Source organism: Brevundimonas sp. Bb-A (assembly GCF_009394735.1).
GTDB lineage: Bacteria > Pseudomonadota > Alphaproteobacteria > Caulobacterales > Caulobacteraceae > Brevundimonas > Brevundimonas aurantiaca.
Window position 1 is genome coordinate 2,849,976 of the sequence record NZ_CP045456.1, and the last position, 11,566, is coordinate 2,861,541.

At 69.0% G+C, this 11,566-nt stretch carries 11 protein-coding genes and 1 pseudogene; 3 read left to right on the forward strand and 9 right to left on the reverse strand.

Annotation, left to right across the window (positions count from 1 at the left end; genetic code table 11):
- Window positions 1–357, reverse strand: a complete 357-nt coding sequence (locus tag BSP_RS13995; RefSeq protein ID WP_152950729.1) for an AtpZ/AtpI family protein — start codon at window positions 355–357, stop codon at window positions 1–3.
- Between the two features lie 238 nt (window positions 358–595).
- On the opposite strand from BSP_RS13995, the gene ispH reads away from it, so the two are divergent.
- Window positions 596–1,567, forward strand: a complete 972-nt coding sequence (ispH, locus tag BSP_RS14000) for a 4-hydroxy-3-methylbut-2-enyl diphosphate reductase (RefSeq protein WP_152950730.1) — start codon at window positions 596–598, stop codon at window positions 1,565–1,567.
- 16 nt (window positions 1,568–1,583) lie between these two features.
- Here ispH and scpB read toward each other — a convergent pair whose 3' ends face one another.
- From scpB to BSP_RS14025, 5 genes are all read right to left on the reverse strand, one after another.
- Window positions 1,584–2,252, reverse strand: coding sequence for an SMC-Scp complex subunit ScpB (gene scpB / locus BSP_RS14005; protein ID WP_152950731.1), 669 nt, complete (start codon window positions 2,250–2,252; stop codon window positions 1,584–1,586).
- Window positions 2,253–2,432: 180 nt separating this feature from the next.
- Window positions 2,433–3,251, reverse strand: a complete 819-nt coding sequence (locus tag BSP_RS14010) for a ScpA family protein (RefSeq protein ID WP_152950732.1) — start codon at window positions 3,249–3,251, stop codon at window positions 2,433–2,435.
- Window positions 3,248–4,297 (reverse strand): beta-N-acetylhexosaminidase, encoded by a 1,050-nt coding sequence (gene nagZ / locus BSP_RS14015; protein WP_152950733.1) that lies wholly within the window; start codon window positions 4,295–4,297, stop codon window positions 3,248–3,250. The genes BSP_RS14010 and nagZ overlap by 4 nt, the downstream gene beginning before the upstream one ends.
- Window positions 4,294–5,070 (reverse strand): SPOR domain-containing protein, encoded by a 777-nt coding sequence (locus tag BSP_RS14020; RefSeq protein ID WP_152950734.1) that lies wholly within the window; start codon window positions 5,068–5,070, stop codon window positions 4,294–4,296. Before BSP_RS14020 ends, nagZ begins: the two co-directional genes overlap by 4 nt.
- Before the next feature lie 80 nt (window positions 5,071–5,150).
- A complete protein-coding gene (locus tag BSP_RS14025; protein WP_152950735.1) occupies window positions 5,151–6,332 on the reverse strand; it encodes a deoxyguanosinetriphosphate triphosphohydrolase in 1,182 nt (393 codons plus the stop codon).
- A gap of 151 nt (window positions 6,333–6,483) precedes the next feature.
- On the opposite strand from BSP_RS14025, the gene erpA reads away from it, so the two are divergent.
- A complete protein-coding gene (gene erpA, locus BSP_RS14030) occupies window positions 6,484–6,801 on the forward strand; it encodes an iron-sulfur cluster insertion protein ErpA (RefSeq protein ID WP_224764437.1) in 318 nt (105 codons plus the stop codon).
- Window positions 6,802–6,807: 6 nt separating this feature from the next.
- On the opposite strand, the gene BSP_RS14035 is transcribed toward erpA, so the two are convergent.
- The 3 genes and pseudogenes from BSP_RS14035 to BSP_RS14045 form a co-directional block, all read right to left on the reverse strand.
- Window positions 6,808–6,990, reverse strand: coding sequence for a hypothetical protein (locus BSP_RS14035; protein WP_152950737.1), 183 nt, complete (start codon window positions 6,988–6,990; stop codon window positions 6,808–6,810).
- Window positions 6,987–8,173 (reverse strand): annotated as a pseudogene (locus BSP_RS14040) (PepSY-associated TM helix domain-containing protein). The gene BSP_RS14035 and the pseudogene BSP_RS14040 overlap by 4 nt, the downstream one beginning before the upstream one ends.
- Complete coding sequence (locus BSP_RS14045; protein WP_152950739.1) at window positions 8,083–10,251, reverse strand: TonB-dependent siderophore receptor; 2,169 nt, start codon at window positions 10,249–10,251, stop codon at window positions 8,083–8,085. The pseudogene BSP_RS14040 and the gene BSP_RS14045 overlap by 91 nt, the downstream one beginning before the upstream one ends.
- A gap of 172 nt (window positions 10,252–10,423) precedes the next feature.
- Here BSP_RS14045 and BSP_RS14050 point away from each other — a divergent pair, with 172 nt between their 5' ends.
- Entirely contained in the window at window positions 10,424–11,350 is a 927-nt protein-coding gene (locus BSP_RS14050; RefSeq protein WP_152950740.1) for an alpha/beta hydrolase, read from the forward strand.
- Window positions 11,351–11,566 lie beyond the last annotated feature (216 nt).

Sequence of the window (11,566 nt, forward strand, 5' to 3'; positions counted from 1 at the left end):
CTATCGGTCCTCGTCTTCCTCGTCGTCGAAGGGGACCGATTTCGGTTCGATCCCGCTCGCCTTCGCCTGCGCCATCAGCCGGTTGGCCGTGCGGCGCGCCATGTAAATCGACAGAGCGAAGCCCAGAAGGACTCCGCCGATGATACCCCAGGGATTGGTCCCGAACAGTCGGTCCGCCCCAAAACCTAGCCCCAAGCCCAGAAAGACCCCGCCGAGCAGCTCGGCGACGATCTTGTAGGCCTGGCTCGTCACCGCCTGAGCCGCGAGGTGCTCCGACGCCTTCTGAGCCGTCTTGTCCTCCAACGCGGATGCGCTGTCTTGGAGGCGTTTGATCGCCTCTTCGCGCGATTCCGACATTGGGGACATGGCCTGTGCGCTCAGCGCCCGAACAATGTGTTGAGGCAGGTCTGAATTCGGCGCGGAAACTAATCGTGAGCGGCCGGTTGGTCAAGGCGTCGTGAACTTAGTCTAAATCTTTGTTCCCAATGAATTTTAATCGCACGCCAGCCGACCGTGGCGATGCGTCGCTGCCTGGAGGTCCGGATTCGCTCGCCCCGCATGGCGATATGGGCCGCGAACCATTAGGTTGGCGGCCATGACCATGCACGTCCCCTCCCCCGCGCCCGAACGCCGCCCCATCGCCGTGCGGCTGGCGACGCCGCGGGGCTTCTGCGCCGGGGTGGACCGGGCGATCCAGATCGTCGAGCGCGCCATCGAGAAGTTCGGCGCCCCCGTCTATGTGCGCCACGAGATCGTCCATAACCGCCATGTGGTCGAGCGGCTGAAGGCCATGGGCGCCGTCTTCGTCAAGGAACTGGACGAATGCCCCGACGACCGACCGGTCGTCTTCTCGGCCCACGGGGTGCCCAAGTCCGTGCCGGCGGCGGCGCGGTCGCGCGAGCTGCTGTTCCTGGACGCCACCTGTCCCCTGGTGTCCAAGGTTCATGTCGAGGCCGAGCGTCATCATGCCGCAGGCCGCCACATCATCCTGATCGGCCACGCCGGTCACCCGGAGGTGATCGGCACAATGGGCCAGCTGCCCGAGGGCGCCATCAGCCTGGTCGAGACCGAGGCCGACGCCGAGGCCTTCGAACGCCCCGGCGACGCCCCCCTGGCCTATGCGACCCAGACCACCCTGTCGGTCGACGACACGGCCGGCATATTGAAGGTGCTGAAGCGGCGCTTCCCCGAACTGCCCGATCCGCACAAGGAAGACATCTGCTACGCCACCACCAATCGCCAGGAGGCGGTCAAGGTGCTGGGCGAGGGCTGCGAACTGGTGCTGGTGGTCGGATCGAAGAACTCGTCCAACTCGGCCCGGCTGGTCGAGGTGGCGATGCGCGCCGGCGCCCGCGACGCCCGCCTCGTCGATGACGCCTCCCAGGTGGACTGGGACTGGTTCGACGGGGTTCAGACGGTCGGCGTCACCGCCGGCGCCTCGGCGCCCGAGCCTTTGATCGCCGCCCTGGTGGACGCCATCGCCGAACGGTTCGACGCCACCGTGACCGAGGACGCCGGCGCGCGTGAGACCGTGACCTTCAAACTGCCGCGCCAGCTGACCGCCTGAGCGCGGCGTCCGACGGCTATCGCTCCTCGCCGACGAAGTCCTGGGCGAACTCGGGGCTGTCTTCGTCCAGCAGGGGCGCCTCCTCCTCATCCGCCCCGGTCGCACGACTGGGGTCGGGCAGTTCGAACCCGACGGGCGCCGACAGGTCCAGAAGGCCGGCGGCCTTCATCTCCTGAACCCCCGGCAGGTCATACAGACTGGCCAGGCCGAAATGCTCCAGGAACCGGTCGGCGGTGCCGTAGGTTACGGGCCGACCCGCTGTCCGCCGCCGCCCTCGCAGACGCACGAACCCCATCTCCAGCAACAGGTCCAGCGTGCCCTTGGACAGGCTGACGCCGCGCACGCTCTCGATCTCGGCGCGGGTCACGGGCTGGTGGTAGGCGATGATGGCCAGGGTCTCCAGCGCCGCCTTGGACAGGCGGCGGGGCTCCTCCCGCTCTTGGCTCATCATGAAGGCCAGGTCCGCGGCCGTGCGGAAACGCCAGCGGTCGGCCACACAGTCCAGCTCCACCCCCCGCCCCTCGTAACGGGCGCGCAGGCCCGACAGGGCGCGGCCGACGTCGGCGCCTTCGGGGAGGCGCGCCCCAATCTCGGCGGCGCTCAGCGGGCCGGCGGCGGCGAACAGCAGGGCCTCAACCCGGCGCTCGATCTCGGCCTCATCGGGCTGAGAGGGCAGGTCAGACATGGGCCAACTCCCGACTTTCGGCGCCGACGCCCCTAGCCCAAAGTTCGTCATCCTCGCCCTTGTGGCGAGGATCCAGACTCCCGGTTTCTCCGAAGATGCGCCCATGCCCGGCGCCGGGATTCTGGATCCTAGGGACAAGCCCTAGGATGACGGCCTTGACGGTGCAAAAACCAACACGCATCACGGCGTCAGCTCCAGCGGCTGCCCCAGGCCCCGCCGCTTCAGATACAGGTCCGCAAACGGCGCCGTCTGGCGAATGTCCATGGCCCCCTCCTTCACCAGCTCCAGACTGGCCGACAGGGTCGAGGCGGTATAGCTGGCCTGGCTGGGCCCCTCAGGGTCTTCGGGACGGGGCGCGACCTGGTCCAGCGGGGTCCAGTCTGCGAGACGCGGCATGATCTCGCGCAGCCAGTCGCGCGCCGCCTCCAGCGGAAAGGCCTCGACCCGCTGGCCGGGCGAATAGCGTCGCGCCTCCTCGCGTCGGCGCTGGGTCACATAGGCGCTCATCAGCTCATACAGGCTGGCGTCGATCCGGTCGGACGGCACGATCACCGTGGCCTCGGGATCGCCGCGGGTGAAGACGTCGCGCTTCAGCTGGGGCCGGGCCATCAGCTGTTCGACCGCCTTGCGCATCGCCTCCAGCTTTTGCAGGCGGAAGGCCAGGGCGGCGGCCATGGCCTCGGCCGGCGGCTCCTCGCCCTTGCCCTTTTCGGTGCGCGGCAGCAGCAGCCGGGACTTCAGATAGGCCAGCCAGGAGGCCATCACGAGGTAATCGGCCGCCAGGGCGAAGTTGCGCCGCCGCGCCTCGTGCACGAAGGCCAGATACTGTTCCGCCAGCTGGGTGATCGACAGTTTCAGCAGATCGACCTTCTGCGTCCGCGCCAGGGCCAGGAGGACGTGCAGCGGCCCCTCATAGCCGTCCAGATCGACGACGAAGGCTTCGCGTTCCTCGACCTCCTCGGCGCTGAAATCGAGGTTCGGCTGAAACGCCTCGCTCACGCCTGCGCCTCCCCCACGTCCGGTCCCTTAGCCGCGTCCGTCTTGCCCGCCATTGCGCGGAAGAAGCGTTCGTGCCCGGCGACGGGATCCAGCGGCTCCGGCGTCTTCACGATCCGGGCCAGGGCCGCCTCGGCGCGCCGTTTCGCACCGCCCTTCAGCGGACCGACGCCCTCGGCGACCTGACGCATCTCGTCCATGTCGCCGTTCCAATGGATGACGACGTCGCATCCCGCCTTCAGCGCCTTGTGCGCCCTCTGGGTCAGAGAGCCGGACAGGGCGTTCATCACCAGATCGTCCGACAGCAACAGACCGCCGAAGCCCAGCCGTTCGCGGATCAGCCGGATCGCCTTCTTGGACTGGGTGGCCGGGCGTTTGGGGTCGATGGCGCTGAAGACGATATGGGCCGTCATGCCGATCGGCATGTCGGACAGGGCCTTGAACGGGGCGAAATCCCAGGCGTCCAGCGTCTCCAGATCGGCATGGACCGTCGGCAGGTCCTTGTGGGTGTCGGCGAAGGCGCGACCGTGCCCCGGCATGTGTTTGATGCAGGGCAGGACCCCGCCCGCCAGCAGACCCTCCGCCGCCGCCCGTCCCAGCAGGGCCACGTTCTGCGGGTCGCGGCCATAGGCGCGGTCGCCGATGATGTCGTGGGCCCCGGGCACGGGCACGTCCAGCACCGGCAGCAGATCAATATTGATTCCGACCTCGCGCAGATCGTGCGCCATCAGCCGCGCCCCCAAACGCACCAGATCGCGCGCGTCCGCCGGGTCGTTCGTCGCCTTCAGATAGGCGTTCCCCGGTGGATATTTGGGCCAGTGCGGCGGCCCCATCCGCTGGACCCGCCCGCCCTCCTGGTCGATCAGGATCGGCGCGTCACGGTCGCCTATGGCGGCGCGCAGCTCGTCCGTCAGGGCCCGCACCTGTTCCGGGCTGTCGATATTGCGCCGGAACAGGATGAAACCCCAGGGCCGCGCCTCGGCGAAGAAGGCGCGTTCGTCGTCCGTCAGCCGGTGACCCGCGCAGCCGTAGATGGCGGCGGAGGTCACCGAACGATGCAATCCCGCCCGGCGGCCTTCAGGGCGTTGCAGAAGGCGACCGCCCGCTCGCGCGACAGGCCGGTGAAGGTGGTGCGGTACAGGGTCGAACCGCTGGACGAGGTCACTTCGGTCACCCGCTTTTCGGCGCCCGAGGCATATTGGCTGAAACGGCCGGCGACGGCGGCGTATTCCCGGTCGGCGATCTCCGTCGAGGAGAAGGCGCCGATCTGGACCGAGGCCGAACCGCCGGCGGCGGCGGGAGCCGTCGGCGCGGGAGCGGCGGGCGTCGGCGCCTCGGTCTTGGGCGCCGGGGTGGCCGGACGGGGCGCAGCGGCGGCGGGCGGCAGGCCCTGGCCGGTCGGCGCGGCGGTCGGCGGTGCGGCCGGGCGCGGCTGGGGCGTCTCGGGCGGCGGGGTGAAGGTCACGGGCGCGTCGGCGGTCTCGGTCTCGTCGCGATAGACGCGCACGCCCTCGGCCGGATCGACCGGCTGGGCGTCCAGGGGGGCGGCGGTCTTCATCTCGCCGACGGCTTGGCCCACGGCCGGCGGGGCGTCGGTCGAGGCCCGCATGCCCGAACGATAGAAGAAGATGACGGCGATGATCAGCACCAGCAGCACCACGCCGCTGACGATCAGGGTCACGGGCGGCGCCTTGCCCCCGCCCGAGCCGACGTTTCGGCCGCCGCCGCGCGGGTCATAGGTGTTCCGGCGGAACGGCAGGTCGTCGTCGGTCGGAGGCGTATAGGCGCCTCGGCCGGGTCGGTTCTCGTCATCGAAAGACATGGTGTCGCTCCGCCGTCTGTCCGACGCAGCGAATCGGCGCGTCGAACGGTTAGTTTAACGCCCCGCCGCCGTCTTTCGAATCACAGATCGAGCGCCAGGTCGAGGCTGAACAATTTCTGGTGGACTTCGATCGCATAGCGGTCGGTCATGCCGGCGATGTAATCACAGACGGCGCGCGCCCTGCGGGTCCGATCCTCGGTCTGGGCCGGCACGCCCCATTCCGGCGGCATGACCTCCGGCTCGGCCATGAACAGTTCAAACAGCTGCGACAGCACCCGCCGCGCCTGACTGCGCGTGCGGTTGACGCGGTAGTGGCGATACATCCGCTCGAACAGGAATTTGCGCAGGATCGCCAGGTCCGCGTGCATCGACCGCGAGAAGTCCACCAAAGTCCGCGAGGCGTTGCGCACATCCTCGGTCGAGCCGATCCGGTCCTCCTCCAGCCTTCGCGCCGTCTCGGCCAGCACGTCCTCGACCATGACGCCGATCATCCGCCGCACGGCCTCGATCCGCAGCATCCGGTCGTCGATGGCGGGCCAGTCGCGCCGCACCTCGGCCAGGGTCGGGCCGATCAGGGGCACCTGATCCAGATCCTGAAGCGTGATCAGCCCGGCCTGCACCCCGTCGTCCACATCGTGATTGTTATAGGCGATGTCGTCGGCGATGGCGGCGCACTGGGCCTCCAGCGAGGCGAAACTGTCCAGACGCAGGTCCCAGCCCGCCTCCCCGCCCGCGCGATAGGGCCGCACCACCGACCAGGCCGCCTCGTCCAGCCGGTGCGACACCGGGCCGTTGTGCTTGATGACGCCCTCGACCGTCTCCCAGCTCAGGTTCAGCCCGTCGAACTGGGGATAGCGGTTCTCCAGCTCGGTGATGACGCGGAAGCTCTGCACATTGTGGTCGAAGCCGCCGTAGTCGGCCATCTGGATCACCAGCTCATCCTCGCCCGCATGGGCGAAGGGCGGATGGCCCAGATCGTGGGCCAGGGCGATGGTCTCGGCCAGGTCGTCGTCCAGCCGCAACGCATGGGCCAGGGACCGGGCGATCTGGGCCACCTCCAGCGAATGGGTCAGGCGGGTGCGATAGTGGTCGCCTTCATGGGCCACGAAGACCTGGGTCTTCTCCTTCAGGCGACGAAAGGCGGTGGCGTGGATGATCCGGTCGCGGTCGCGGGCGAAGGCGGTGCGGGTGCGGCTGGGCGGTTCGAAGAAGCGACGGCCCTTGGTCAGATCGGCGCGTTCGGCGTAGGGGGCGAGAGTCATCGGGCTCAAGTCGTCAACTTTGAAGCGGCTTTGATCGGACGGGGCCTTTGCGAACGCCCGCACGCGCCTCATATAGACAGCTGTGAGCACCGTCCAATCCACAGAACCGTCCACACCCGCCTTCAGCGTCGCCACGCGCGCGCCGGAAGGCATCGTCCTGGCCGCCAGCGCCGCCGATCGTCTGGCCCGGCTCAGCGCGGCCGAGGGCAAGTCCCTGATGCTGCGCGTCGCTGTCGACGGGGGCGGCTGTTCGGGCTTTCAGTACCGGTTCGAACTGGTCGAGACGGCCGAGGACGACGATCTGCGGATCGAGGCCCAGGGCCAGACGGCCCTGATCGACCCCGTTTCGGTCCCCTTCCTGAAGAATTCCGAGATCGCCTATGTCGACGAACTGGCCGGCGCCCAGTTCGTGGTGCGCAATCCCAACGCCGCCTCAAGCTGCGGCTGCGGCGTCAGCTTCTCGATCTGACGCCGATCACCGTCGGCGCCGGATCAGGGCCCAGACGGTGACGACCACGCTCGAAGCCAAGAGGGCCGAAAAGACGGCGTCCCAGAGGCCGTCCTCCAGCAGGGCCCCGATCAGCCCCGTCAGGCTGAGCACGAACACCCAAAACGGCGCGCCGAAGATGGCCCACAGGCTGCGATCCTTGCGGCTCATGACCCCTTCCGCCGTCCCTTGCCCAGCCACAGATAGAGGCCGGACCCCAGGATGACGATGGTCGCCAGGTCCAGCAGCGCCCACAGGATCTTCAGCCCCAGCCCTCCGTAGTCGCCGAAATGCAGCGGCTGAGACAAAGACAGGGCCTTCACATACCAGGGCGTCGGGGCCACGGCCGTCAGTTCGCCGGTCCTGGCGTCGATCAGGGCCGGGGTCGTCAGATGGGTCGTCAGCGGCGTGTCGCCGTGGAAGAAGACGGCATAGTGGTGATCGGTCGAATAGTCGGTTCCGGGAAAGGCGATGAACTGCAGCGTCCTGCCCGGCAGGGCCTGTTTCGCCCGCTCCACCGCCAGGTCCAGCGAGGCCCGCTCGCCGACGGAGGCCGGGGCCTCATGGGCGGCGGTCAGTTCCTTCAGCGCCGTATTCTTCCAATAGGCCAGGATCGGCGTCGCCAGGGTGTTGACCACCCCCGTCGCCCCGACCACCAGCACCCAGGCCACGGTGATGACGCCCAGAAGGTTGTGATAGTCCAGCCAGCGCGTCCGCGCCGACTTCGTCGCCCGCACCGTCCCGAACGGCAGACGCCGCATGAAGGGGGCGTACAGCACCACCCCCGACACCACCGCCGTGATCAGCATCAGCCCCATCAGGCCCAGGAACAGCATGCCCGGCAGGCCCAGGAACATGTCGGTGTGCAGCTGGAGCAGGAACTCCATCACCGGATGGCCGGCGACCGGCGGGGCGACGGCGCCGCTGGTCTGGTCGATCGGCTCGAAACTGTAGCGACCGGCCGGGCCGTTCGGATCGACGCTGGTGACGTTCACCACCGGCCGATCCACGTCGAAACTCATGAAGGCCGGAACCTCGCCCGGATGACGCGCCAGAGCCGCCGCCAGCACCTCGTCCAGGCTCAACAACGGCCCGTCGGGCGCGGCGGGCGTCCACGCCTGCTCCAGCAGCACCTCTTCAATCTCATCGGTGAAGACCAGCGGCAGGCCGGTGACGCACAGCATCAGCAGGAACAGGGTCGAGACAAGACTCGACCATTTGTGCGTCCAGGACCAGGCGCGGATCGTCCGCGTCCTCATCCGATCAGAATTCCGCCGAGATCGACAGGGACAGGGTGCGCGGCGCGCCCAGGGTCAGATAGTTGGAGCCCGGATAGCCGCCGACGGCGACCCACTGGTCCTCGTCGGCCACGTTCTCGACCCGCGCCCGGACCGTCAGAGGACGCCCGCCGGCCTCGAAGGCGTAGCGAACCCCGGCGTCGAACCGGGTCCAGGCGTCCAGCTCCAGCGTATTGGCCGCATTCGCCGCCTGGGCGCTGGTGTGGACCACCCGCCCCTCCAGCGTCAGGCCGCTGAGGCGCGGCACGTCCCATTCGACGTTCAGATTGGTCTGGAGGTCCGGCACGCCGATGGCCGACTTGCCTTCGTTCGCCGCCGTCAGCGACCGTTTGACCTCGGCGTCCAGCCAGGTCGCCCCGCCGATCAGCCGCAGGCCGTCGATCGGCTCGCCATAGACGGTCAGTTCGACGCCCCGGTTCTCCTGTTCGCCCCCGTCGGAATAGAGGCGGGAGGCGGGATCGAAGAAGGCGCTGGGCAGGGTCGTCCTGAAGAGGCTCAGCGTCCCGCCGAAGGTTCCGGCGTCATATTTGGCCCCGACCTCGGCCTGTTCGGCGCGGAAGGGCGACAGCACCTCGCCGGCGTTCGCCACGGCTGCGCCGTTGACCACCGCAGGCGCGACCCGACCGGGCGTCAGGGCCTCGGCATAGTTGGCGTACAGCGAAACCCGGTCGCTGGGCTTGTAGACCAGGGCGAAGGCCGGGGTCGCAGCCTCGCTGGCATAGCCCGAGCCGAAGGCGCCGTCGGCATAGGCGTAGGACTTGGTCTCGATCTCCTGATACCGCACGCCGACGGTCGCCAGCAGGCGGCCGTCCAGGAAGGACAGCCTGTCCGCCACGGCGACGCTGGTGTTCTTGACCCGCTCGGTCACCTTCGGGTCACTCAGGTCGCCCGAGACGCTGGCGATGGCCGGCGCCGGCGACAGGATCGGATCGGTTAGGGTTCCGAAGCTGTAACCCGCGAAGTTCGACCCCGCCCAGGCGTTCCTCGACTTGGACTGGATCTGAGAGGCCGAGGCGACCAGTCGGTGCCCAACCGGGCCGGTGGTCAGGTCCGCCCGCAGGCCGACGTCGCCGGACCAGACCGTGTCTTTGCGGATATTGTCGAAGCGATAGCCCCGGATGGCGCCCGCCGCGTCGGCTCGCGGATTGGCCAGGCTGTTGTCTTCCTCGCCTTGACGCCCGCCGAAGGCGGCCCAGGCGGTGACGCTGTCGGTGATGTCAAACTCACCCCGCACCGCGCCGAACAGCTGTTCCTCATCCGTATAGGTCCAGCGCTGGGCGAAATTCCGATCGGCGGAGGGGGCCTCGGGGATGGCGGCGCCGGGCGTCACACTGGGGCGCGGGGCGTCGATCCGGTGGTCCTGCCAGCCCAGATCGGCCGAAAAGCGCGCCCGCTCGCCCCGCCGGTCCAGGTTCAGGCCCACCACGCGCAGGGTGTTGGTCTGGTCCTCGACCGAGGCTTCGCCGCCCCGGCCGGCGACGTTCAGGCGCGCGCCCCATTCATCCTGATCGCCGAACCGGCGCGCCAGATCGGCCGCGGCGTAGATTTCATCGGCGCCGGACACGCCCGCCGTCAGACGGGTCAGCGGTCCATTGGCCCGCTTGGGCGTCAGGTTGAAGGCGCCGCCCACCCCGGTTCCGCCCGGCGCCGCCCCGTTCAGAAAGGCGCTGGCCCCGCGAAAGACCTCGACCCGCTCGATCAGCTCGGCCGCCACGAACTGGCGCGGCAGAACGCCGTACAGGCCGTTGTAGCTCATATCGTCCGAATAGACCGGGAAGCCCCGGATCACATACAGTTCCTGGAAGTTGCCGAAGCCCTTGGTCACCCGCACCGTCGGATCGTTCTGCAACACGTCGCCGATCCCGCGCGCCTGCTGATCCCGCGCCAGTTTTTCGGTGTAGCTGGTGGTGGAGAAGGGCGTGTCCATCATGTCCAGATTGCCCAACAGGCCGACCCGACCGCCCCGCGCCACCTGGCCGCCCGCCGCCGGCGCCGTCAGATTCACCTGCGACCCCGTCACCACGATCTCGCCCAGCTCGGTCGGCGCGGCCGGCCCCTGCTGCGCCAAGGCGGGGGCGGCGAGGCTCAGGGCCAGGAGGCTGACGGCGCAGGCGAGACGGATCGGGCGGGCCATGATCTGCAACATATTCTCAAGAACAGAAAGGCGGGCTCCATACGCGCTTCTGCAACTGGTTTGCAATGGCAAGGCGGTGTTCGGCGCCCGGCCATCTTGCCGCACCGGCTCAGGGGACTAGGGTCGAGAGCCGCCACCCTTCTGAACGCCCCCCCTCTTCAAAGGAGACGCTATGCTCAGCCTCGCCCTCGCCCTGCTCGCCGGTCCCGTCTCCAGCGAGGTGACCCTGCCCGCACAGCCCGCGCCCCTGCACGGAACCCTGTTGGCGCCCGACAGCCCCGCCGCCGTCGCCGTGATCCTGCCGGGCTCAGGACCGACGGACCGCGACGGCAACAGCCCCATGGGCGTTTCCGCCTCCACCTATCGCCTGCTGGCCGAGGGACTGGCGGCGCAGGGGATCGCCACGGTGCGGATCGACAAGCGCGGCATAGCCGCCAGCGCGGCGGCGGGTCCGGCCGAGGCCGATCTGCGCTTCGACGCCTATGTGGCCGACGCCCGCGCCTGGGCCGCCGAGGCCGCCCGTCGCGCCGACAAGCCCTGCGCCTGGCTGATCGGCCACAGCGAGGGCGCCCTGGTCGCGCTGAAGGCGGTCGAGGGTGGAGACGATAAGGTCTGCGGCCTGGTCCTGCTGTCCGGCGCCGGCCGCCCCGCGGGCGTGGTCCTGCGCGAACAGCTGGAAAAGGGCCTGCCCGAGCCGCTGAAGGCCCCGGCCTTCGCCGCCCTGGCCGAGCTTGAGGCCGGCCGCACCGTCGCCGATCCGCCCCCGGCCCTGGCGGCCCTGTTCCGTCCCTCGGTCCAGCCCTATCTGATCTCCTGGCTGCCGCTGGACCCCGCCGCCCTGCTCGCCGCCTATGACGGCCCGGTCTTCATCGGCCAGGGGACCACGGACCTTCAGGTCGGGATCGCCGACGCCCAGGCCCTGGCCGCCGCCGACCCCAGGGCGACGCTGAAACTGTGGGACGGCGTCAACCACATCCTGAAAACCGCCCCCGCCGCCCGCTCCGCCAACCTGGCCACCTACGCCGACCCGGCGTTGCCGCTCGCGCCGGGGGTGGCGGAGGACGTGGGGGCGTTCATTCGGGCGAACGATGAACACTGAGTTCAACTTGGGAAGCGGACATACTCAGCGTCGCTCATGGGCTGGGAGCGGACTTTACCGCCTAAGCGTCCACCATCGCGATGTCTCTAATCCTTTCACGAGTTGCTCGCGTCTCGAAGATCGCAATGCGTGCGCCAGTGGGCCTGCATCGCACGATGGCAACGGTCGCGCCTCGCTCTGAAAGGAAACGTCTAAGCCGCTTACCGTTTCTTCGCC

Excerpts from the sequence above, each read along its gene's own strand:
- BSP_RS13995 (WP_152950729.1), bottom strand. The coding sequence starts at position 357 with ATGTCGGAATCGCGCGAAGAGGCGATCAAACGCCTCCAAGACAGCGCA.
- ispH (WP_152950730.1), top strand. The coding sequence starts at position 596 with ATGACCATGCACGTCCCCTCCCCCGCGCCCGAACGCCGCCCCATCGCC.
- scpB (WP_152950731.1), bottom strand. The coding sequence starts at position 2,252 with ATGTCTGACCTGCCCTCTCAGCCCGATGAGGCCGAGATCGAGCGCCGG.
- BSP_RS14020 (WP_152950734.1), bottom strand. The coding sequence starts at position 5,070 with ATGTCTTTCGATGACGAGAACCGACCCGGCCGAGGCGCCTATACGCCT.
- BSP_RS14025 (WP_152950735.1), bottom strand. The coding sequence starts at position 6,332 with ATGACTCTCGCCCCCTACGCCGAACGCGCCGATCTGACCAAGGGCCGT.
- BSP_RS14035 (WP_152950737.1), bottom strand. The coding sequence starts at position 6,990 with ATGAGCCGCAAGGATCGCAGCCTGTGGGCCATCTTCGGCGCGCCGTTT.
- BSP_RS14045 (WP_152950739.1), bottom strand. The coding sequence starts at position 10,251 with ATGGCCCGCCCGATCCGTCTCGCCTGCGCCGTCAGCCTCCTGGCCCTG.
- BSP_RS14050 (WP_152950740.1), top strand. The coding sequence starts at position 10,424 with ATGCTCAGCCTCGCCCTCGCCCTGCTCGCCGGTCCCGTCTCCAGCGAG.